Genomic DNA, 21092 nt, shown 5'->3' with positions numbered 1-21092 from the left:
GCCGCACGCGTGCGGATTCTGGCGTCGTTTCCATGGCACGATGCGCGCCCCCGCGCCACCATCCTGTCCGCATGTATCAGCTCGCCCGCCCGTTCCTGTTCTGTCTCGACGCCGAGAAGGCGCACGACCTCGGCCTCAAGGCCATGGAACTGGCCTACCGCACGGGCACCAACCCGCTGCTCGCCTCGCGACCGGCGCCGCTGCCGACGGAATTCTGCGGCATCACGCTGCCGAACCCGGTAGGCCTGGCCGCCGGACTGGACAAGAACGCGGCGCATGTCGATGCGCTGGCCGCGCTCGGATTCGGTTTTGTCGAAGTCGGCACGACCACGCCGCGGCCACAGCCGGGCAACCCGAAGCCGCGCATGTTCCGCCTGCCCGAGCACGAGGCCATCATCAACCGCCTCGGCTTCAACAACGGCGGCGTGGAGGCACTCGTGAAGAATGCCGAGGCGGCACGCTACAGCGGCGTGCTCGGCATCAACATCGGCAAGAACAAGGACACGCCGAACGAGAACGCGGTCGACGACTACATTTTTTGCCTCGAACGCGTCTACGCACGGGCCAGCTACGTCACGGTCAACATCTCCTCGCCGAATACCCAGGGCCTGCGCGACCTGCAGGAAGAGGAAACGCTCAAGCGTTTCATCGGCACCTTGCGCGAACGCCAGGAACAGCTCGCCGCGCAGCACGGCGTGCGCAAGCCCATGCTGCTGAAGATCGCGCCGGATCTCGGCGAGGGCGAACTCGACGCGATCGCCGACGTGCTGCTCGCCACGCGCACCGACGGGCTGATTTGCACCAACACCACCATCGCGCGCGACGCCGTCGCCGGCCATGCGCATGCGAAGGAAGCCGGCGGGCTGTCGGGACGTCCGGTGTTCGCGCGCTCGACCGCGGTGCTGCGTGGCATGGCGCAACGGCTCGGCGGCCGCGTGCCGCTGATCGGCGTCGGCGGCATCCTCGACGCTGCCGACGCGGCGGCGAAGATCGACGCCGGTGCGACGGCGGTGCAGGTCTACAGCGGACTGGTCTATCGCGGCCCGGCGCTGATCGGCGCCTGCGTGGACGCGCTGCGCGCCCGCGCGGCATCGCATCCGTGAGCGACTTCCGCATCGCCCCGGCGCGCCTGGACGGCAACGGCTACAGCATTCTGGAGGACGCCTCGCTGGCCGGGCGCAACACGTTTCGCGTGGACGCGCGCGCGGCGCTGCTGGTCGACGTGCGCGACACGGCGGCGCTGGCCGACGTGTTCGCGTTCCCGCTGCTGGCCAGTGTGCCGCTGCTGGTACTCGGCGAAGGCAGCAACCTGCTGCTGACGCGCGACGTGGCCGGCGCGGTGCTGACCCTGTCCACGCGCGGCATCGCGATCGTCGCCGAACCCGGCGCCGAGGCGATCGTGCGTGCCGAGGCCGGCGAGAACTGGAACGACCTGGTGCACTGGACTATTGGCCACGGCCTGGCCGGCCTGGAAAACCTGGCCCTGATCCCGGGCACGGTCGGCGCCGCGCCGATCCAGAACATCGGTGCCTACGGGGTCGAGCTCAGCGAGTTCGTCCACGCGGTCGAAGCCTGGGACCGGACGGCGAAAGCGCCCGTCCGCTTCGACGCAGCCGCCTGCGCCTTCGCCTATCGCGATTCGCTGTTCAAGCGCGAACCCGGGCGGTATCTCGTGACCGCGCTGCAACTGCGCCTGTCGCGCGCACCGGCGCTGCGCCTGGATTACGCCGGCGTGCGCGAAGAACTGGCCGCCATGAAGGTCGCACAGCCGACGCCGGGCCTCGTCGCCGAGGCGATCTCGCGCCTGCGCCGGCGCAAGCTGCCCGACCCGGCCGTGATCGGCAACGCCGGCAGCTTCTTCAAGAACCCGATCGTGGACGCGGACACCGCGGCCGCACTCAAGTCAACGCATGAGCAGTTGCCGCTGTGGCCGCTGCCCGATGGCCGCTGCAAGCTGTCGGCGGCCTGGCTGATCGAGCAGGCCGGCTTCAAGGGCGTCCGCGACGGCGATGCCGGCATCGCCGCGCAGCACGCGCTGGTGCTGGTCAACCACGGACGCGCCAGCGGCGCGCAACTGTGGGCGCTCGCACAGCGGGTGCAGGCAGGGGTTGCCGAGCGCTTCGGCGTGGCGCTCGATGCGGAGCCGCGGATCGTCTGACGGCCCGTCGCCACCGCCCGTCTACGACTCTGGTCGATTTGGGACCGTTTTCACGGCATTCGCTCACATTCGGTTTAGCCTTCCCGAATTCCGTCCCCGTTCCTGGAATTCCCATGGCCAGCGTATTTGCGAGCCAGGTCGTCTCCCGACGCCAGCTGATCCAATCCCTGGCCGGCGCGATCGGCGCCATCGATCCGGTTGCGATGCGCCGGCCCGGCAAACCTTCCGTACAGGCTCCCAAGGCGGCACCCGAGCCCAACCTCGCGATGCCACCGCCGACCGTGCGCTGGCTGCAGAAGGCGACATTCGGATACAACTTCTTCGACAACCTCGCGCTGGGGCAGCTGCCCGGCGCCACCGACGACGCGCGCTGGGCGAACTGGGTCGGCGCGCAACTCGATCCCGCCGCCATCAGCGACAGTGCCTGTGACTCGCGACTGGCCGGCGCCGGCTTCACGACGCTCGCCAAGACCCTGCCGCAGCTCTGGAGCCAGCACCGCGGCAGCACGGACTACGCCGTACGCATGCGCCCGGTAGCCGAGATCGAGTGCGCCACGACGATCCGTGCCATTTATTCCAAGCGCCAGCTGTTCGAAGTCATGACCGACTTCTGGCATGACCACTTCAGCACCTTCGGCTGGGACTACGACGCCGGCCCGCTGTTCGTGCACTACGACCGCGACGTGATCCGGCCGAACGTGTTCGGCAACTTCCGCACGATGCTCGAAGCGGTCGCCAAGTCCACCACGATGATGTACTACCTCGACCTGTACGCGAGTTCCGTCGCGGGTCCGAACGAGAACTTCGCGCGCGAACTCATCGAACTGCACACGTTGGGCGCGGAAAACTACGCCGGCGTGATGGATCCGACCGATCCGTCGCTGCCGGTCGGCGTCATCGGCGACGGCCAGACCGCGCGCCTGAAATACGTCGACGAGGACGTCTACGAATCCACGCGTGCGCTGACCGGCTGGACCCTCAAGAACGGTCACTGGCAATACCCGGCCGACAACGACGGCACCTTCGTGTTCCGCGACTCGGCCGACTGGCACGACCGCTTCACCAAGTACGTGCTCAACCGCCGCTTCGCGCCGGACCAGGGCCAGCAGGACGGCTTCAAGCTGTTCGACCTGCTCGCCTCGCATCCGGGCACGGCGAATTTCATCGCACGCAAGCTGTGCCGGCGCTTCATCGGCGACGATCCGCCGCAAAGCCTCGTGACAAGCATCGCGCAACTGTTCCAGAACACCTGGCAGGCACCCGATCAGCTCAGGCAGGTCACGCAGGCGATCCTGCTCAGCGCGGAGTTCAAGAACACCTGGGGCACCAAGATCAAGCGCCCGTTCAACGCGCTGGTCGGCGCCGTGCGCGCGACTTTCGGGGAGTTCGTGCCGACCCTGGCCACGTACGGAACCGAGTGGTCGACCAAGGACGAGATCAACTCGCGCGTGCAGCAGGCTGGCCAGCGCAAGTTCTACTGGCCGGCGCCGAACGGCTATCCGGACCGTAGCGCCGCCTGGGCCAGCACCGGCAGCCTCGCCATGACCTGGAAGATGCTCGTGCGCCTGACCGAGATCCGCCAGCAGGTCGGCTACGACAGCGCGCGGCCCAATGTGATCGATGTCGTCGGCGTCACGAACGCGACCTTTCCGGCCGCCTCGCGCACGGCGGCGAACATCGTCGGTTACTGGTGCGACGTCATCCTCGGCTTCCGTCCCGAGCCGGTCTACACCAAGGCACTCGACTTCCTGCGCCAGAACGCGACGCCGACCGAGGTGCTCGTGCTCAACGAGGCCTGGGCCGGCGGCACCAACCCGAATCTCAAGAATCACTACACCCAGTCGCGCCTGCGTTCCACCGTCGCGCTGATCCTGTGCAGCCCCGACGCCCTGCGCCGCTGAGGAGATCCCCATGTTCGATCGTCGCGATTTCCTCAAGAGCAGCGTCGCCGGCGGCGGCGCTCTGGCACTGGCCGGCGGCAGCAAGCTCGCCTTCGGCGCCACCGCGGCCAACAGCTACGACACGCTGGTCGTGGTCTATCTGCGCGGCGGCATGGACGCGCTGAGCCTGTTCTCGCCGGGCGGCAGCAACGCCAACCGCGCGGCGTACGAGAGCGCTCGACCGTCGCTCAAGATTCCGCTGAGCGGCACCGGCGCCGGGCTGGCGGTCAGCGCCGACCAGTGGCGCCTGCACCCGCGCGCGCCGCAACTGCGCGATCTCTACACCGGCGGCAAGATGGCCGTGGTGCTCGGCGCCGGCATGCCCGCGCCGGTCACGCGCAGCCATTTCGATGCCCAGGCCAATATGGAAGTCGGCCTCGCCGGCGTAGGCGGCGGCGTGGGCTGGCTCACGCGCGTGCTGGAAACGGCGAACCTGCCCGGCACGGTGCAGATCCCCGCAGTCAGCGCCGGCAGCATCACCGCCACCAGCCTGCTCGGTAGCACCGAGACCATCACGATGGGCAGCGGCTCGGATTTCCGCATCGACTCGGGCTCCTGGGCCTGGAACGTGGAACCGGACTTCCGCACCACCGCGCCCCCGGGCGCGCGCGGCATCTTCAGCATGCTGCCGGAGCTGTGGAGCGAAGCCGGCGCGTTCGAAGCCGCCGGACGCCAGACGCTGGATGCGCTCAACGTGATCAAGCCGATCGACTTCGGCGCCTACGCGCCGGCCAACGGCGCGGTCTACGACAGCGGCAGCGGATTCGCGCAGCAGCTCAAGATGCTGGCCCAGCTGATCAAGCGCGACGTGGGCCTGCGCGTGGCCACGATCGACCTCGGCGGCTGGGACACCCACGACGGCCAGGGCAACCCGGCCAACAGCTATGACTATTTCGGCAACAAGGTCGAAGAGCTGTCCAAGGGACTCGGCGCGTTCTATGCCGATCTCAACGGCAGTGGCGCGAGCAACTACGCCGGCACGACCAGCGTCGTGGTCATGAGCGAGTTCGGCCGTCGCGTGCGCGAGAACGACGACGGCGGCACCGACCACGGCTACGGCAGCGTGATGCTCGCCCTGGGCGGCTCGGTCAACGGCGGCCTGACTTATGGCAGCTTCGCCGGCCTCGCCACGGCGCAGCTGTTCGAAGGCGCCGACGTGATGGTCACGACCGACTACCGGCGCGTCATGTCCGAAGCGGTGATCCGCCGGCTGCGTAATCCCAATGTGTACTATGCATTCCCTGGGTATTCCGGCTACACGCCGCTGGGCATCTTCCAGGGCACCGATCTGCCGCCGTCCGGCAACGACCGCATCTTCGGCAACGGTTTCCAGTAGCGCCCGTCCGGCGCCGCGCCAGGCGCGCGGCTCGGCGCGATGGGGGAAATCGTGCTCCCGCGCTCGGCGGCGGCGCGCTGACGCTTGATTTTGCAGAAGAATCCAACGTAGCGGCAGGCAGGCACGAAGCAATAGCGCCATCGCGGCGCTCTGCTAAACTCAGCCTCCCGCCCTCCGGGCAAGTTGCCGCGACTGATGAGCGAGGACCACCCTAGTACGCCCGCCCACCGTTCCTGGTTCGAGCGTCTGAGCCAGGCCCTGTCGGGCGAGCCACGCAATATCGAGGAACTGCTCGACGAGCTGCGTCAGGCCCAGGCCAATGGCCTGCTTTCCAACGACACCCTGTCCATGGTCGAGGGCGCGATCGACGTCGCCGACCTCACCGTCTCCGATGTCATGGTGCCGCGCGGCCAGGTCGTTACGCTCGCGTCGGACGCGCCGTTCGCCGACAACCTTGCCATCGTCATCGAATCGGGCCATTCCCGCTTTCCGGTGCACGGCGACGAGAAGGACGAGATCCTCGGCATCCTCTTGGCCAAGGACCTGCTGCGCTGCCTCGCCGACGGCGTGCCGGCGGACATCAGCCAGTTGCTGCGCCCGGTCGCACTGATCCCGGCGTCGAAGAAACTCAATGTCCTGCTCAAGGAATTCCGCCTTTCGCACAACCACATGGCGATCGTGGTCGACGAATATGGCGGTGTGGCCGGACTCATCACGATCGAGGACGTGCTCGAACAGATCGTCGGCGACATCGACGACGAGCACGACGACGACGACGACGATGCCGACTCGCGGCAGATGACCGAGGTCGACGGCCAGTGGCTGGTCAACGCGCTGACGCCGATCGCGGAATTCAACGAACGTTTCGGCAGCGCCTTCCTCGACGAGGAATTCGACACGGTCGGCGGCATGGTCACGGCGGAGTTCGGCCACCTGCCGGAAGCCGGCGAGGAAATCACGCTCGGCGGCTTCAACTTCCACGTCAACAAGGCCGACGACCGCCGCGTCCACCAGTTCATCGTGCGCGTGCATGCGAACTGACAGCCGGCAGCAGCGCGGCCGGCTGTTGCTGGCCGGCCTGTTGCTGCTGCTGTTCGCTCACCTCGCCGTCGCGCAGGAACCGGCCGCCCACGACGAACCCGGCACCGAACTTCAGATATCGCTGTTGACCTTCGGCCCCGGCGCCGTCTACTGGGAACGCTTTGGCCACAACGCCATCGCGATCCGCGACCGGCGCAGCGGCGAAGCGGTCAGTTACAACTACGGCATCTTCGACTTCGAGGAAGAATCGTTCTTCCTCAATTTCCTGCGCGGCCACATGCGCTACACCATCGAGGCCACGCGGCTGGAGCAGGACCTCGCGTACTACCGCGACGAAGGCCGCGCGATACTCGAGCAGGAGCTGCACCTGACCCCGGCACAACGGTTGCGGTTGCGCGATTTCCTGCGCTGGAACCTGCACCCGGATAACGCCAGGTACCGCTACGAATACTTCACCTCGAACTGCTCGACGAAGGTACGCGACGCGCTCGACCACGCGCTCGGCGGCGCGATCCAGCGCAGCCTGGTCACCCGCTCGCGCGGCTACACCTATCGCCTGCAGGCCGACAGCCTGCTCGCGCCGCTGCCCGGCCTGATGCTGCCTATGGACCTCGGCCTCGGACCCTACGCGGACCGGCGCCTGTCGTTCTGGGAAGAGAGCTTCATTCCCGCCGAATTCGCCCGGCACCTGCCGCTGGTACGCGTCGAGGACGCGAACGGGAAACTCGTGCCGCTGGTCGGCGCGAGCCGCGTCCTCGGCACGACCGGGCCGCAGCTGGCCGCGGCCGACGAGGCGTGGCTGCGCCGGCATGGCCCCTACCCGATCGGCTACACCGCGCCGGTGGCATTCGCGAGCGGCGTGCTCAGCCTGGTGTTGCTGATGCTCGCGCGTGCACCGCGGCCGCGCGCCGCACGGGCGTTCGCGCTCGCCGCGTGCGCGTTTGCGCTGCTCGCCGGCCTCGCCGGCCTGATGCTCGCCGCGCTGTGGGGCCTGACCGAGCACGTATCGGCCTGGCGCAACGAGAACCTGCTGCTGGTCAATCCGCTGCTGCTGCTGTTGCTGCCTGCGCTGTGGCGCATGCGCCGGCCGCAGGCGCGCAGCGGTCGCGTCACGCGGGTGCTGGCCTGGACGGTACTCGTGATGGCCCTGCTGGCCCTGGTCGCGAAACTCCTGCCGCAGTCGATGCAGAACAACGCGGTCTGGATCGCACTGCTGCTGCCGCCGCACCTCGTGCTGGCCTGGCGCCTGCTGCGCGCGCCGGCACCACCCGCGGACAGCGCCTGAGCGCCCGGTAGAGAAAGCCAGAAATTCCACTTCGCGCTAGACTCCGGGGATGCGCGCCGTCTCCGTCGTTTCCGCGATCGCCCTGTCGCTGCTCTGCATGCCACTGGCGGCGCAGCAGCCGGCGCGGCTGCAGGTGCGCCTGGCCACGCTCGAATGGCCGCCGTATGTCGGTTCCGCGCTCGTCGGCCAGGGCTATGTCGCGGAAGTCGTACGCGATGCCTGCGCTCGTCACGGCGTCGAAGTGCAGATCGACGTGATGCCATGGGCACGCGCACTGATGCTCGGGCTGCGCGGCGACTATGCCGGCGTCATGCCGGAATACCGCAGCACCCGGCGCGAGGCCGAGTTCGCATTTTCCGCGTCGTTCCCGGGCGGCCCGGTCGGTCTGTACCGGCGTCGCTCCGATGCCATTGCCTATGCGCACGATCCGTCCGACGATCTCGACGCCGCGCTGCGCAGCGTCTCGCAATACCGCATCGGCATAGTTCGCGACTATATAAACAATGCCACATTCGATCGCGCCAGTTACCTCAAGCGCGAAGAGGCGGCGAGCGACAGCGTCAACCTGCGCAAGCTCGCGCATGGCCGCGTCGACCTGGCCTTCGCCGACCGCTGGGTCGCCGAATACCTGCTGCGCACCGATCCGCTGCTGCGCGGCGCGGAGCTCGAAATGCTGCAGCCGCCGATCGAGGAACCCGCTCTGCACATCGCCTGGTCACGCCAGTCCGACGTCGCTGCGGTGGCGCGCCCGGCCTGCGATGCGGGCCTCGCCGAGCTGCTCGGCGACGGTACTATCGAACAGCTGCGCAAGCGCCATGGCCTGAGTTCGAGTCCGTGAGATCCGAAGCAGCCTTGGAATGAACCTCCTGTACCCGGCGCCGGATCGCCAGGTCCACGCCGGCAGCAGCGCGTCTGGCGGCTCCGTTGACTCAAGGAACCTCCCTGAGACAACACACGAACCGACTGGCTCAGGTTCTTCAGTGGTCCGGGACAATCCGGCCCGTCCGGCGCCGCGCCGCGCGGCATGCACGACTCAGCCAGCGATCACCTGCCGCTGCCGCGCATAGCCCAGTGCATCGCTCTCGCGCAGGCCGCAGCCAAACAGCATGCCCTGCAGCAGGTCGCAGCCGATGTCCTCGAGAAAACGGCGCTGCCCGGGCGTCTCCACGCCTTCGGCGGCGACCTGCAGGCCGAGGCTGTGGCCCAGGCCGACGATCGCGCGCACGATGGTCGCGTCGCTGAGATCGGTGAGCACGTCGCGCACGAAGCTCATGTCGATCTTGAGCTTGGTCACCGGCAGTTCCTTCAGATAACCCAACGACGCATGGCCGGTGCCGAAGTCGTCGATCGCGATGCCGACGCCGAGCGCGCGCAGGCGGCGCAGGGATTCCGCGGCATATTTTATATTGTCCACAATGGCCGTCTCGGTGATCTCCAGCTCCAGCGCCGAACCCGGCAGGCCGCTGGCTTCGAGCACCGCCGCGACGCGTTCGTGCAGGTTGCGTTCGCGCAACTGCACGCCCGACACATTGACCGACACCGGCAGCGTATGTCCCGCCGCGCGCCACGCTACGGCGCGCGCGCAGGATTGCTGCAGTACCCAGTCGCCGAGCGCCTGGATCGTGCCGTTTTCTTCCGCGAGACGGATAAAACTCGCCGGACGCAGCAGGCCGAACTCCGGATGCTGCCAGCGCAGCAACGCTTCGAGCCCGTGCACACGACCATTGCGCGCCGCCACCAGCGGATCGAAGACCAGTTCGAGTTCGTCGCCGATCGCGTGACGGCGCAGGTCCTGGCTCAACCGCCGGCGCGTCGCCGACTCGTCGTCGCGCGCGGCATCGAAGAATACGGCGCTGCGCAGGCCATCGCCCTTGGCCTGGGCCAGGGCGGATTCGGCGTTCTGCAGCAGGCTTTCGGCACTGTCGGCATCGTCGGGATAGACCGCGCTGCCGGCACGCACGTCGAGCTGGAACTGGCCGGACGGGAGCACCAGCGGCGCGGCCAGGCTCGCCTTGACTTCGGCCAGCAGCTGTTCGACCGCGGCCCGCGACGCGCCTTCGTCCAGCAGCAGCGCGAACTTGTCCTCGACGACGCGCGCGACGAATACGCCGTCGATCGCATCGAGGCGCCGGCCGAGCTCGCGCAGCACGTCATCGCCGGTGGCGCGGCCATAGGTGTCGTTGATCCGGCGCAGATCGCACAGGTCCACGATCAGCAAGGCACGCGGCGCACCGCGCGAGGCGGCCGTGGCGACGGCGTGGCCGAGTCGCGTCATCAGCAGATGAAGGTTAGGCAGGTTGGTCAGGTCGTCGAACTGCTGCAGATAGTTGGCGCGTGCTTCGGCCTCGGAGCGCCGCGCGAAATTCTCGCGGATGCCTGCGAGCAGGTTGTTGACCGCGCGGGCGAGACGGCCCAGCTCGTCGTGCTCGTGGTTCTCGGGCACCTTGATCGACACGGTCTCCGGCGTCAGTGCATCGCTGTCGGCGAGCTCGCCGGCCAGACGTTCGAGCGGCCGGGTCAGCACGCGATTGACCACGGCGAGCAGGACCAGCCCGAGCAGTGCGGCCCAGGCCAGCCCGACGCCGAACACCAGACCGGTGCGAGCGAGGAAATCGCGCCCGCGCACATAGGTATCGACGCGCACACCGAGTTCGCCCAGCGCCGCGCCATTGCGCGGATCGATGAGCGTCTCGCGGTACTCGCGCTCGGCCCCGAACAGGGTGTCACTGATCCCGCGCCACGGACTGCGCAACAACTCACCCTGGCGCTGCGCGAGCACGGTGGACGGCAACATGCGGATTTCGGCGCGATATACGCCAGGAAATGCGGACAGGCCTTCGAGTACCTGCCCGGCGAGTTCGGCATCGATTTCGTAGACCGATTCGGTCGCCGCGCGCTTGAGCGTGGTCAGCGCCTGCTGGCCGGAAAAATCGAGTTCGATGCTGTGGTTGCGCGCGTCGGCGAGCACCTGCACCAGCGACAGCGCGCCGCCGATCAACAAGGTGCTCAGCAGCACGATGCGGGTCAGGCGGGTACTCAGACGATCACGGCGCGGCGGGCGGTCGAGTTCCACGCGGGCAACCTGCAGGGCGGGCGGTCCCGAGTGTAGCCGGTCGCGCACCGGCATCGCGCACCGGCCGGTGCGCGCGACGCGCCGGTTGCTTTAGGCTGGCGCTTCTCCGGCCAGCCGCGGCGCCCATGCGCGAACCTCCTGCGTCCCGTATCAACTATCCGCTGCTGCTCGCCGTCGTGGCGCTGCACGTCGCGCTGTTCGCCTGGGCACTGCAGCCTGCGCCCCTGCGCCCGGAACCGCGCACGCGCGCCGCAGTGACGCCGCCGGAGGCACCGCCCATGCCGACCGAGGCCGCGCCGGCTTCAGCTTCTGCCGACGCAGGCGACGCCAACGACGAGGCCGGCGGCGCGCAGGCCGCCACCGATCCGCGGCGCGCGTTCTCGCCGCCGCAGTGGCGCCGCAACCTCGACGCCGCGGCCATGGCGCAGGAGCGTCGACAGCTCGGTGGGCTGAGGCCCGACAGGACGCCGGCGCAATCGATGGAAGCCGTCACGCAAGGCATTCAGCGCGGCGAGCGCGCGGCCGCGGCGGCGGCCGCGGACCTGCACGACGATTGCAGCGATACGGACACGGCCGCGGCGCCGACGACCCTCGACACCGGACTGCTGCGCGGCCTGGAAGCCGCGGCGCAGGCGCTCGCGCGCGCCAGCCTGGAAGCGCGCGTGCAGCGGCTTGCACAACGCCAGCAGCGCTGCGCGGCCTGGCGCGACGCACAGCAGCGCCTGGATGCCGCACGCCGCGCCTACGCGGGCAGCGCCACCGCGGACGCGTTCGAGGCCTTGCGCGCGCAGCAACAGCTGGAACCACCGACACCGGACCTGCTGACACGGCTGCGCGAGGGACTGCGTGCACTCTGGGAAAGCCAGTCGCAGAGCCGCGTCGGTCGCGTACTCGTGCTGCAGCTGCTCAGCGACGAAGGCCCGGCGCAGAACGAAGCCGGCCTGCGCCTGCTGCTGCAACTGGCGGAACGCGACGACGGTCAGGTCGAGTTCGCCGCCAGCGTCCTCACTCATGGCTACGGTCGCCTCGCGCCGCAGCCGGCGCTCGCGCCGGCGTGGCAGCAGCGCGCAGCCGAACTCGGCGCCGACGCGGCCATCGACGCGCAGCTGGCCCGCGCAGATACGCGTGCCGCGCCGGCGCAAGCCTGGGCCTGGCATGCCTGGCGCGTATGGCTCAACGCGCACGGCTGCTATGTCGATTCGCCGCGGCCCGACGATGCGATGCTGCTCGTCGATCTGCATGCGCTGCAGCAGCTGGACGCAACGATGCCCCCGGCCGAGCGCGCCGCCGCGGGACGTCTCTATCTCGAACGCACGCTGCGCCATGGCGAACGCGCGCGCAACGCGCGGCTGTGCGGTGCGGACGCCGCGCCGCGCTGATCCTCGCCTACGCCGGCAGGCTCATCGTGGCCGGCCGCTATGACCAGTCGCGTGCGGGCGCCATCGTGGGCTGCGGGCTCGCCGACCTCGTCGCCTTCGGCCGCCCGTTCATCGCCAATCCCGACCTGCCTGCCCGCTTCCGCCTTGGCTAGCCACTGGCCGCATTCGACGGCGGCCTGTTCGGCGGCGATGCGCACGGCTATACCAGCTACCCCGCCTACGCCTCTGCGGCCTGAGCCGCGCACACACCCCTGAAAGGACTGACATGAAAGCCATCGGCTACTACACGAATCTCTCCATCGACCAGGCTGACGCGCTGGTCGAACTCGATCTGCCCGAACCCGAGCCGGGCCCACACGATCTCCTCGTCGACGTGCGCGCCGTGTCGGTCAATCCGGTCGACACCAAGCTGCGCCGCAATGCCGCGCCCACGGACGGACAGCCGCGCGTGCTCGGCTTCGATGCCGCCGGCGTGGTGCGTGCAGTCGGCGCCGAGGTCAGCCTGTTCAAGCCCGGCGACCGCGTCTGGTACGCCGGCTCCATCGCCCGCGGCGGCTCCAATGCGCAGCGGCAACTGGTCGACGAACGCATCGCCGGCCGCATGCCCGCGACCCTGGATTTCGCCCAGGCGGCCGCGCTGCCGCTGACCGCGATCACTGCCTGGGAACTGCTGTTCGACCGTCTGCAGGTGCGCCGCGACAGCAGCGGCGAGAGCCTGCTCGTGACCGGAGCTGCCGGCGGCGTGGGCTCCATCCTCGTGCAGCTCGCGCGTCGCCTGACCGGCCTGCGCGTGATCGGCACGGCGTCGCGCGCCGAAACGCGCAGCTGGGTCGAGTCGCTCGGCGCGCACGACGTAATCGATCATTCCAGGCCGCTCGGCGAAGAATTGCGACGCATCGGCGCCGATCAGATCGACTTCGTCGCCAGCCTGACCCACACCGACCAGCACTTCGACGCGATCGTCGAGGCGCTCAAGCCGCAGGGTCGCCTGGGCCTCATCGACGATCCGGCCACGCCGCTGGACGTGATGAAGCTCAAGCGCAAGGCGCTGTCGCTGCATTGGGAACTGATGTTCACGCGCTCGCTGTTCCAGACGCCGGACATGATCGAGCAGCACCACCTGCTCGGCGCGGTCGCCGACCTCATCGACAACGGCACGCTCGTGACCACCGTAGGCGAGCATTTCGGCACGATCAACGCCACCAACCTGCGCCGCGCCCACGCCCTGATCGAGAGCGGCACGGCGCGCGGCAAGATCGTGCTGGAGGGCTTCGGCGGCTGAGAAGCCGGGAATCGGGAATGGGGAATCGCAGAAGCGAAGCGGAACGTCTGCGCCTTGATTTGACGATTCCCCCTTCCCGATTCCCGATTCCCACGCTCGTTGCGGCATCATTGCCGCGCCCTGCCCGCCGAGCCGCCCATGAACATCGCGCCCAGCTCCCACCCGCCCCTGCCTGTGGACCCGCATGCGATGGTGGTCAACTGTGTGGCGTATTCGACCGAAACCGGCCAGCGCCTGCGCGACATCACCATTGCCGAGATCAGCGAAGTGCTCAAGGACAAGAGCAACTTCGTCTGGGTCGGCCTGCACGAGCCCGACGAAAGCCTGCTCGAACGCCTGCAGGAAGAATTCGATCTGCACGAGCTGGCGGTCGAGGACGCGCACGCGGCGCACCAGCGACCCAAGATCGAGGTCTACGGCGACTCGCTGTTCATCGTCGTGCACACAGCCCAGGCCGTCGCCGGAAAGATCGCGTTCGGCGAGACCCATATCTTCCTCGGCCGCAACTACCTGGTCACCGTGCGCCACGGCGCCTCGCTGTCCTACCAGCCGGCGCGACGCAGCTGCGAGCAGTCGCCGGAACTGCTGGCACTCGGGCCGAGCTACGGCCTCTACGCGGTGCTCGACTTCATCGTCGACAACTTCCTGCCCATCGTGCGCGATTTCCGCACGGAGCTGCAGGAACTCGAGCAGGACATCTTCGAGGACACCTTCAAGCGCGACACCATCCGCAACCTGTACGAGCTGAAAAAGGAACTCGTGACCTTGCGTCTGGCCGTCGCGCCGCTGCAGGACATCCTCAACCAGCTCATGCGCTTTCATCCGAACCTGATCCGCGACGACGTGCGGCTGTATTTTCGCGACGTGTCCGACCACGCCGCGCGCATCAACGAAGCCACCGACACCATGCGCGAGATGCTGACCGCCGCCATGAGCGTCAACATGTCGCTCGTGACGGTGGCGCAGAACGAAGTGGTCAAGCGCCTGGCTGGCTGGGCCGCCCTGCTGGCCGCACCGACCCTGCTGACGAGCTGGTACGGGATGAACTTCAGGAACATGCCCGAGCTCGGCAACGGCTATTACTACTTCATTGCCGGCACGGTCGCGGTCATCGCCGGCCTGCTGTTCGTGCTGCGCCGGGCCAAATGGCTCTGAGCCGCCGCCGCGTCCGCTGACACGATGCATTCGCGGCCGGGACGGTTCCCCGGGGCTCACCATCCGATGACCGCTAGCTGAACGGACCTGGCGCGCCGCTGCGAGGATGACGGCAATGGCGGCAGTCAACCTCTGTCGAGCGTCGGCTGATCCTGCGGGTCCGGGGGGAAGGATCAGGCCACCGCGCGCGAATTCCCGCCTATCGGAACCCGGTCCCATGCCATCTCCGCAACCCGCCATTGCCACCGCGCCACGCCGCCAGTTCCGTCACCCGGGGAGCTGGCACGCCCGGCCGCGCCGGGCATCGTCGAACCGGCCGGGCGGGCCTGGAATGGCCTTTTGCATTGTTGAGGCGGACCGCACAGCTTTGCAGCTTTTAACAGTTTGGTTAGGATCGAACCGAAGTTCATGCTTGCGAACCCTCCGCATGACCAATGGCCTGGATCCTGTGCCCGAACCGACGTCGACCATCGACTCCGATCTCGCCGCTCGCGTTGCCCGCGGCGACCGGCAGGCCGAAACGACGTTCGTACGCCGCCATCAGCGTACCGTCACCCTGGTATTGCAGAAGCGGGTGCAGCCCGACCGCGTCTACGATCTGACCCAGGAAACCTTCATCGTCGTGATCGCGCGCATGCGCGACAACGGCATCCACGAGCCCACCCGCATCGGCGGATTCCTGCGCCAGACCGCGATCAACCTCGCCAACGGCGAGCGGCGCAAGTACCTGCGCCAGCGTACCGACAACGACAACGACAGCATCGACATCGTCATCGACGAGGCGCTGGGCCCGTCGGACTCGGTGGAGCTCGACGAGCTGGTCTCGATGATCGGCCAGCTCATGGACGAACTGCCGATGGAACGCGACCGCGACCTGCTGCGACGCTACCTCGTGGACGGCCAGGACAAGGTGGCGCTGTGCCAGCACTATGGCCTGAGCTCCGAGCATTTCGACCGCGTGCTGCATCGCGCACGCGTGCGCCTGAAGGAACTGCTGGACAAGCGCCGCGGCTACCGCTGAGCGGCTGCACGCGCGTGTCTGGCCCGTGCCTGCCGCCGTCTCGCAACGGCCGCAGCCGATCGAATTGGTGGAGAAACCGTATGAATCACCCTGAACACAACGCCGCCAGCGGACTACTGCCGCGGAGGCTCCGATGAACCTCGCCGCGCCTGCCAGCGAACGTATCCGCGCCTATCTGGACGGAACGCTGAGCGAAGAGGAACTCGAGGCGTTCGAGCTGTCGCTGTTCGACGACCCGGACCTGGCCGAAGCCGTCGATGCCGAGCGCCTGCTGCGCGAAGGCCTGCGCGAGATCGAGGCACGCCGCAGCGCCGCCGGCAGCAAGACCGTGGTGCCGTTCCCGCCGCGTCGCGCGGCCGCCGCGCAGTGGCTGTCGCTGGCCGCCAGCCTCGTGGCCGGCGTGCTGATCGGCGCGATCGCGCGTAGCCCCGCTCCGTCTTCGCTTCCCCCCCCTACCGACACCGCATCAACGACAGGCACCATCGGTGGCAAGACCCAGTTCGAAGCCCTGGGCACGTCGCGCGGGCCGGTAGCGGAGGAAGTGGTGATCGCGCTGCAGGCTGACGCGCCGCAGCTCGCGCTGCAGTTCACGCGTCCGCGCCGGGATACCGTGCGCAACTACGTCTTCGAGCTGGACCTGCCCGGCGGCGGCACGCGCGCCTTTCCCGACCTGATGCCGGAAAGTGACGCCCGGATATCCGTCACCCTGGTCGCGGCTGCGCTGCCGGAGGGCCGCTATCACGCCCGCCTGATCGCGATCGGCAACGACGGCAGCCGCAGCGAGGACCAGGACCGCCATTTCGTGCTGCAGCGCACCGGCACTGCGCCTTAGCGGCCGCGCCGGTCCCGCCTACCGGCCGGAATCAGGAGCGGCGACACCGACCGGCAGTGGCTGCCGGCGCGAGGCGACCAGCAGGCCGATACCGAGCAGGATCAGCGGCAACGACAGCACCTGCCCCATCGTGACCCAGCCGAACGCCAGATAACCCAGCTGCGCATCAGGTTCGCGCACGAACTCCACACTGAAGCGAAACATGCCGTAGAGCAGCGCGAACCAGCCGGAAACCGCATAGCGCCGCCGCGGCCGGGCCGAAAACAGCCACAGCACGACGAACAGCAGCACCCCCTCGAGCAGCATTTCGTACAGCTGCGAGGGATGCCGCGCCTCGTGGTTGAGCTGGCCGGCCTGATACATGGCCAGCAGTTCGTCGCGCGTCTTGCCCAGGTGATCCAGCGTGCGCGGGAAGATCACGCCCCAGGCCAGATCGGTCTTCTGGCCCCAGAGCTCGGCACCGATGAAATTGCCGAGGCGGCCGAAGCCCAGGCCGATGGGCACGAGCGGCGCAACGAAATCCATCGTGTCGAAGAAATGCACGCGGTTCTTGCGCGACCAGTACGCCGCGGCCCCCAGCACGCCGAGCAGCCCACCGTGGAACGACATGCCGCCTTCCCAGACGCGCAGCAGCGACACCGGATCGGCGAGGATCTGCGCGAAGCCATAGAACAGCATGTAGCCGATGCGCCCGCCGAGGATGACGCCGATCATTCCGTAGAAGATCAGGTCGGCATATTGCTCATAAGTGACCGGCAGCCGCCCCTGCGCGAGACGACGCTTGCCGAGCCACCACGCAAACAACCCGGCGAGCACGTACATCAGCCCGTACCAATGAATCGAAACCGGACCCAGCGACAGCGCGATCGGATTGATGTCGTGGAAATAGGGCATGGTGTATCCGGCGGCGAGCGAAGCGCGGATTCTTGGGCAGATGCGGCGCGGCGTCCAGTCGCTTCGCCGGCGGTTTGCGCGAGTCCCATGACGATACGGCGCCCGGCCGGTATGCTGCGCCGCCTTCATCCGATGCTGCCCCCGCACATGTCATTGCGCCGCCTGCTGCTGTCGCTGTTCCTGTTGTTCTCCGTCGGCCCGGCCTCCGCGGCCATCTATCACCTCAGCGGCCGCGTGACCCAGCTGGATTTACTGACGCCGACCGCCGGTGCCGACGTCGCGCTCTACGCGCCCGGCTTCCCGCTCCCGACCCTCGTCACGCGGACCGCGACCAGCCCGACCGGCCACTACACGCTGACCGCCGACTGCGACGATCACTGCTTCCTGGTCGCCAGTCTCGATCCGTATTTCCCGGAACAGCAGTACCTGCCAGCGACACCCGGCGCGGCGCAGATCAATTTCGCGCTGGCACGCCCCGGCATGATCTCAGGCCAGGTCTCCGCAGGCATTCCGCTGGGCAACGAGGTCTATGTGATGGCCTGCCGCGACATCAGCGGCCAGGGCGACTACTTCGAATGCCTGGACGACCTGATCGATGCCCAGGGCCTGTACGACATCGGCCGTCTGCGCCCGGGCAACTACCGCGTCTGCACCTACGGACCATCGTCGTCGCTGCGCATGCAGTGCTACGACCATCAGGATTCGCCCGCGACCCTGGGCATGCAGCAGTTCGAGATCGTCGTGCTCGGCGACGGCGAAGTGCGCAACGCCGTCGACTTCGACCTGGCTCCAGGCGCGACCATCGGCGGCCACGTGCGCGACGCACTGACCAACCAGCCCGTTTCCGCGCAAATCGAAATCCATGATGCCTACGGTCAAATGATCAGCATCTTCGACGGCGATGGCGACTACCGCACCGGCGGACTCGCACCGGGCACCTACTACATCGTTGCGTCGACGACCTTCGGCATCAACACCATCGCCCCTTCGCGCCACCTCTACGGTGTTGGCCCCTGCCATACGAACTGCATGATCACCGAAGGCACGCCCATCACGCTCGCCGCCGGCGAAACGCTGGCCGGGATCGATTTCGCGATCACACCGGGTGCGATCGTCCGCGGCACGGTACGTGACGCAACGACGCAGCAGCCGCTCGCCGGCGTGCGCGTCCGCCAACTGCACCTGTTCAACGGCCTGATTCCGAGCCACATCGAAACCGTGACGGCGACCGACGGCAGCTATCGTCTGTACGCCTCGCCGGGCCTGCCGTTCCGCCTGCATACCGACGGCACCGCCGACGCCGTGGGCGTGATCTGGCCGGACCGACCGTGTCCGCGCGACTGCGATTGGGCCAGCGGCGAACTGCTCGCCGTCGAACAAGGCGGCGACGAGACCTACGACTTCGCGCTCGCACGCGGCGGCACGCTGAGCGGCCAGACCACCGCCGTGACGCCGGGGCCGATCCGGCTCTCGCTGTTTTCCGCCGCGACGGGCGCGGCGATCTGGCAGCACACCATCGACGCGAGCGGCAGCTATGTGACGCCACCCGTCCTGCCGGGCACGTATTTCCTGACCGCCGACGGCAACGGCGCCTGCGAGGCTTATTCTGGCCATCCCTGCGTGTCCAGTGGCCCGCAGACATTCGGCACGCCGATCACGGTCAGCGCCGGACAGGCCACCAACGGCATCGATTTCGTGCTCGACGGCGATCGGATCTTCCGCAGCCGCTTCGAGAATTGACGGGCCGGCACGCGAAGCCTGCGCCTCATGGCGCGGGTTTCGCGCGCAGGCATCCCCTCGTCGCCGCCGTTGTGTGACCCGCCGCCGTACGTCGTGCGGACAACCGCCGTACAGTCGCCGCCGTCAAACCTTCGGACGCCTACGATGAAAGCGATTGCCGCACTCGCCCTGCTGCTCTGCAGCGCTACTGCCGCGGCGCTCGAGTTCGCGCCGGCGTCGACGAACGACGACATCGACAATCCGCACAAGGGCTACATGCTCTGGGGCACGACCTGGGCGCAGGGCGTGGCGGACAACCACTACGGCGCGAGCATCTACCACGTCTACGTGCCCTGGCGCGAACTCGAAACCGCCGACCAGGTGTTCGACTGGGCCGGCTTCGAACAGCGCCATCTGCAGCCCATCCTCGCGGATGATCCCAAGGCCACCTTCGTGCTGCGCCTCGTCGCCGACTATCCGGACAGCGTCGGCACCGGGCTCTCGTTCCACTACACCGGCGGCCAGCCCGAGCGCGACTATCCGCTGTTCCTCGAACAGCCGCCGCTGAACATCGCCGGGTTCGACTACACCAGCTGCGACGGCGACGGCCCGGGCCGCACCCCGGACTGGAACGCGCCGGCCTTCGCGACGCAGGCCGTGCAGCTCGTGCAGGCGCTCGCGCAGCGCTACGACGCAGACCCGCGCATCACGGCGATACAGGTCGGCCTGCTCGGCCTCTGGGGCGAATGGCATCAGAGCGGCTGCGACGCGCGCGCCCCCGGCAACGCAATCAAGGTCGCCGTGCGCGACGCATACACGCAGGCCTTCGCGACGGCGCGGCTGCAGACGCGCTATGCGCGCAGTCCCGACGTCGTCGGCGCGGATTTCGCCTTCCACGAAGACTATTTCCCGTCGTTCACGGCGAACTGCATCTACGGATTTCCGCTGTGTGATGCGAGCGGCGACTGGAGTCTGGAATACGGCCTCGCCAACGTCGTGCCGGCGGCGCGGCAGAACTGGCGCCTCAATCCGGTCTCGGGCGAAAGCCCGACGGCGAGCCAGCAGAACACCTGGACCGGCGATACCGACGACGTGATCACCGTGCTGCGCAACTACCACTTCAGTTTCCTGGGGCCGGCAGGCAAGCACGAACAGCCCGGCTTCGCGACGCCACTCGCCCGCATCGAGCGTGCGCTCGGCTATGACCTCAGCGTCGATCGCTTCGTGCTCGGCGAGCCAGTCGCACAGGGCGCGTCGTTGCCGTGGCGCCTCGAACTCGCGAACCGCGGCAGCGCGCCCGTGTATCACGCGACCCAGGCCCGGCTCGAACTGCTCGATGCCGGCAACATGGTGCGCGCGACGACGCCGCTGGCGATCACGCTGGATACGGCCGAACCGGGCGCATCCAGCACCTGGCGCGGCCGTCTGCAGTGGAGCGGCCTCGCCGGCGGCGTTTACACCGTGCGCCTCGTCATCGCCGACGCCGTCGCGGGCCGGCCCGGCATCGTGCTGCAGAACAGTCCGCGCGACGCCGGGGCGGCCGGCGTGCGCCTCGGCAGCATCACGCTGACGGCCGGCGCCGGCGATCGCATCTTCGCCGATGCTTTCAGCCTGTTCTGAATCGCTTTAGGTCGGCAGCACGCGGCAGATTAGAAGTGACGCGCTCCGTCCTGGACGCCTGCGCCGGGCCGGCTATACCGAAGAGCAATCCATGGTATTGGCGCGCAGCGCCATCCGGGATCGGTGAACTACAACCTGTTGGGCGGAGAACAGCTTCCCCACCCGCCCGGCCGCATCAATCAGAAAATGGCGGCAGCCGCCGATGAGCCCTGACCCGGAAACTTGACCTGCCGTGCAGCACGAACGAAAGCCCCGCGTGCGGGGCTTTCGTCTGTCCGGATACGCGCGATCTGCACTGCGACCCGCCGGACCATCCACGGCACACCCGGCGAACATGCAAGATGCCCGAAAATCAGT

General features: G+C 68.2%; 17 protein-coding genes. 15 read left to right on the top strand and 2 right to left on the bottom strand.

Annotated elements, in window-relative coordinates:
• Window positions 1-71: 71 nt before the first annotated feature.
• The 7 genes from RUU78_RS09315 to RUU78_RS09285 all read left to right on the top strand — a co-directional run bounded on the left by RUU78_RS09315 (window position 72) and on the right by RUU78_RS09285 (window position 8598).
• Complete coding sequence (locus RUU78_RS09315; protein WP_313915894.1) at window positions 72-1103, top strand: quinone-dependent dihydroorotate dehydrogenase; 1032 nt, start codon at window positions 72-74, stop codon at window positions 1101-1103.
• A complete protein-coding gene (gene murB, locus RUU78_RS09310; RefSeq protein ID WP_313915892.1) occupies window positions 1100-2158 on the top strand; it encodes a UDP-N-acetylmuramate dehydrogenase in 1059 nt (352 codons plus the stop codon). The genes RUU78_RS09315 and murB overlap by 4 nt, the downstream gene beginning before the upstream one ends.
• A gap of 113 nt (window positions 2159-2271) precedes the next feature.
• Window positions 2272-4059 carry a DUF1800 domain-containing protein gene (locus tag RUU78_RS09305; protein WP_313915890.1) on the top strand — a complete coding sequence of 596 codons (1788 nt, stop codon included), beginning with the start codon at window positions 2272-2274 and terminating at the stop codon, window positions 4057-4059.
• Between the two features lie 10 nt (window positions 4060-4069).
• Complete coding sequence (locus RUU78_RS09300) at window positions 4070-5434, top strand: DUF1501 domain-containing protein (RefSeq protein WP_313915889.1); 1365 nt, start codon at window positions 4070-4072, stop codon at window positions 5432-5434.
• Between the two features lie 195 nt (window positions 5435-5629).
• Window positions 5630-6475: a transporter associated domain-containing protein gene (locus RUU78_RS09295; RefSeq protein WP_313915887.1), complete on the top strand. Its 846-nt coding sequence runs from the start codon at window positions 5630-5632 to the stop codon at window positions 6473-6475.
• The gene (locus tag RUU78_RS09290; RefSeq protein ID WP_313915885.1) at window positions 6465-7760 is read left to right on the top strand and encodes a DUF4105 domain-containing protein; all 1296 of its coding nucleotides are present in this window, start codon (window positions 6465-6467) and stop codon (window positions 7758-7760) included. The genes RUU78_RS09295 and RUU78_RS09290 overlap by 11 nt, the downstream gene beginning before the upstream one ends.
• A 49-nt stretch (window positions 7761-7809) precedes the next feature.
• Window positions 7810-8598: a transporter substrate-binding domain-containing protein gene (locus RUU78_RS09285; protein ID WP_313915883.1), complete on the top strand. Its 789-nt coding sequence runs from the start codon at window positions 7810-7812 to the stop codon at window positions 8596-8598.
• A 195-nt stretch (window positions 8599-8793) separates the two neighbouring features.
• Here the strand turns inward: RUU78_RS09285 and RUU78_RS09280 are convergent, their stop codons facing one another.
• Window positions 8794-10833: an EAL domain-containing protein gene (locus RUU78_RS09280; protein WP_313915882.1), complete on the bottom strand. Its 2040-nt coding sequence runs from the start codon at window positions 10831-10833 to the stop codon at window positions 8794-8796.
• 125 nt (window positions 10834-10958) lie between these two features.
• Between RUU78_RS09280 and RUU78_RS09275 the strand changes: the two genes are divergently transcribed.
• The 6 genes from RUU78_RS09275 to RUU78_RS09250 all read left to right on the top strand — a co-directional run bounded on the left by RUU78_RS09275 (window position 10959) and on the right by RUU78_RS09250 (window position 16502).
• Window positions 10959-12212 (top strand): hypothetical protein, encoded by a 1254-nt coding sequence (locus RUU78_RS09275; RefSeq protein ID WP_313915880.1) that lies wholly within the window; start codon window positions 10959-10961, stop codon window positions 12210-12212.
• Complete coding sequence (locus tag RUU78_RS09270; RefSeq protein WP_313915878.1) at window positions 12185-12364, top strand: hypothetical protein; 180 nt, start codon at window positions 12185-12187, stop codon at window positions 12362-12364. Before RUU78_RS09275 ends, RUU78_RS09270 begins: the two co-directional genes overlap by 28 nt.
• Window positions 12365-12477: 113 nt before the next feature.
• On the top strand, window positions 12478-13494 hold the full coding sequence (locus RUU78_RS09265) for a zinc-binding alcohol dehydrogenase family protein (RefSeq protein WP_313915876.1): 1017 nt from the start codon (window positions 12478-12480) through the stop codon (window positions 13492-13494).
• Between the two features lie 138 nt (window positions 13495-13632).
• Entirely contained in the window at window positions 13633-14649 is a 1017-nt protein-coding gene (locus tag RUU78_RS09260; RefSeq protein ID WP_313915874.1) for a magnesium and cobalt transport protein CorA, read from the top strand.
• Between the two features lie 427 nt (window positions 14650-15076).
• Entirely contained in the window at window positions 15077-15670 is a 594-nt protein-coding gene (locus RUU78_RS09255; protein ID WP_313915872.1) for a sigma-70 family RNA polymerase sigma factor, read from the top strand.
• 133 nt (window positions 15671-15803) lie between these two features.
• Window positions 15804-16502, top strand: coding sequence for a hypothetical protein (locus tag RUU78_RS09250; protein WP_313915871.1), 699 nt, complete (start codon window positions 15804-15806; stop codon window positions 16500-16502).
• Window positions 16503-16520: 18 nt separating this feature from the next.
• On the opposite strand, the gene lgt is transcribed toward RUU78_RS09250, so the two are convergent.
• Window positions 16521-17396, bottom strand: coding sequence for a prolipoprotein diacylglyceryl transferase (lgt, locus tag RUU78_RS09245; protein ID WP_313915869.1), 876 nt, complete (start codon window positions 17394-17396; stop codon window positions 16521-16523).
• A gap of 87 nt (window positions 17397-17483) precedes the next feature.
• On the opposite strand from lgt, the gene RUU78_RS09240 reads away from it, so the two are divergent.
• Window positions 17484-19136 (top strand): carboxypeptidase regulatory-like domain-containing protein, encoded by a 1653-nt coding sequence (locus RUU78_RS09240; protein WP_313915867.1) that lies wholly within the window; start codon window positions 17484-17486, stop codon window positions 19134-19136.
• A 144-nt stretch (window positions 19137-19280) separates the two neighbouring features.
• Complete coding sequence (locus RUU78_RS09235; protein WP_313915865.1) at window positions 19281-20735, top strand: DUF4832 domain-containing protein; 1455 nt, start codon at window positions 19281-19283, stop codon at window positions 20733-20735.
• Window positions 20736-21092 lie beyond the last annotated feature (357 nt).

It is taken from the genome of Tahibacter sp. (genome assembly GCF_032229445.1).
Taxonomy (GTDB): Bacteria; Pseudomonadota; Gammaproteobacteria; order Xanthomonadales; family Rhodanobacteraceae; genus Tahibacter.
This window is presented reverse-complemented; position numbering and strand designations above follow the sequence as displayed.

Excerpts from the sequence above, each read along its gene's own strand:
- RUU78_RS09285 (WP_313915883.1), top strand. The coding sequence starts at position 7,810 with ATGCGCGCCGTCTCCGTCGTTTCCGCGATCGCCCTGTCGCTGCTCTGC.
- RUU78_RS09315 (WP_313915894.1), top strand. The coding sequence starts at position 72 with ATGTATCAGCTCGCCCGCCCGTTCCTGTTCTGTCTCGACGCCGAGAAG.
- RUU78_RS09235 (WP_313915865.1), top strand. The coding sequence starts at position 19,281 with ATGAAAGCGATTGCCGCACTCGCCCTGCTGCTCTGCAGCGCTACTGCC.
- RUU78_RS09260 (WP_313915874.1), top strand. The coding sequence starts at position 13,633 with ATGAACATCGCGCCCAGCTCCCACCCGCCCCTGCCTGTGGACCCGCAT.
- RUU78_RS09300 (WP_313915889.1), top strand. The coding sequence starts at position 4,070 with ATGTTCGATCGTCGCGATTTCCTCAAGAGCAGCGTCGCCGGCGGCGGC.
- RUU78_RS09305 (WP_313915890.1), top strand. The coding sequence starts at position 2,272 with ATGGCCAGCGTATTTGCGAGCCAGGTCGTCTCCCGACGCCAGCTGATC.
- RUU78_RS09295 (WP_313915887.1), top strand. The coding sequence starts at position 5,630 with ATGAGCGAGGACCACCCTAGTACGCCCGCCCACCGTTCCTGGTTCGAG.
- RUU78_RS09290 (WP_313915885.1), top strand. The coding sequence starts at position 6,465 with ATGCGAACTGACAGCCGGCAGCAGCGCGGCCGGCTGTTGCTGGCCGGC.
- RUU78_RS09255 (WP_313915872.1), top strand. The coding sequence starts at position 15,077 with ATGACCAATGGCCTGGATCCTGTGCCCGAACCGACGTCGACCATCGAC.
- RUU78_RS09265 (WP_313915876.1), top strand. The coding sequence starts at position 12,478 with ATGAAAGCCATCGGCTACTACACGAATCTCTCCATCGACCAGGCTGAC.
- RUU78_RS09250 (WP_313915871.1), top strand. The coding sequence starts at position 15,804 with ATGAACCTCGCCGCGCCTGCCAGCGAACGTATCCGCGCCTATCTGGAC.
- RUU78_RS09240 (WP_313915867.1), top strand. The coding sequence starts at position 17,484 with ATGACGATACGGCGCCCGGCCGGTATGCTGCGCCGCCTTCATCCGATG.
- lgt (WP_313915869.1), bottom strand. The coding sequence starts at position 17,396 with ATGCCCTATTTCCACGACATCAATCCGATCGCGCTGTCGCTGGGTCCG.
- RUU78_RS09275 (WP_313915880.1), top strand. The coding sequence starts at position 10,959 with ATGCGCGAACCTCCTGCGTCCCGTATCAACTATCCGCTGCTGCTCGCC.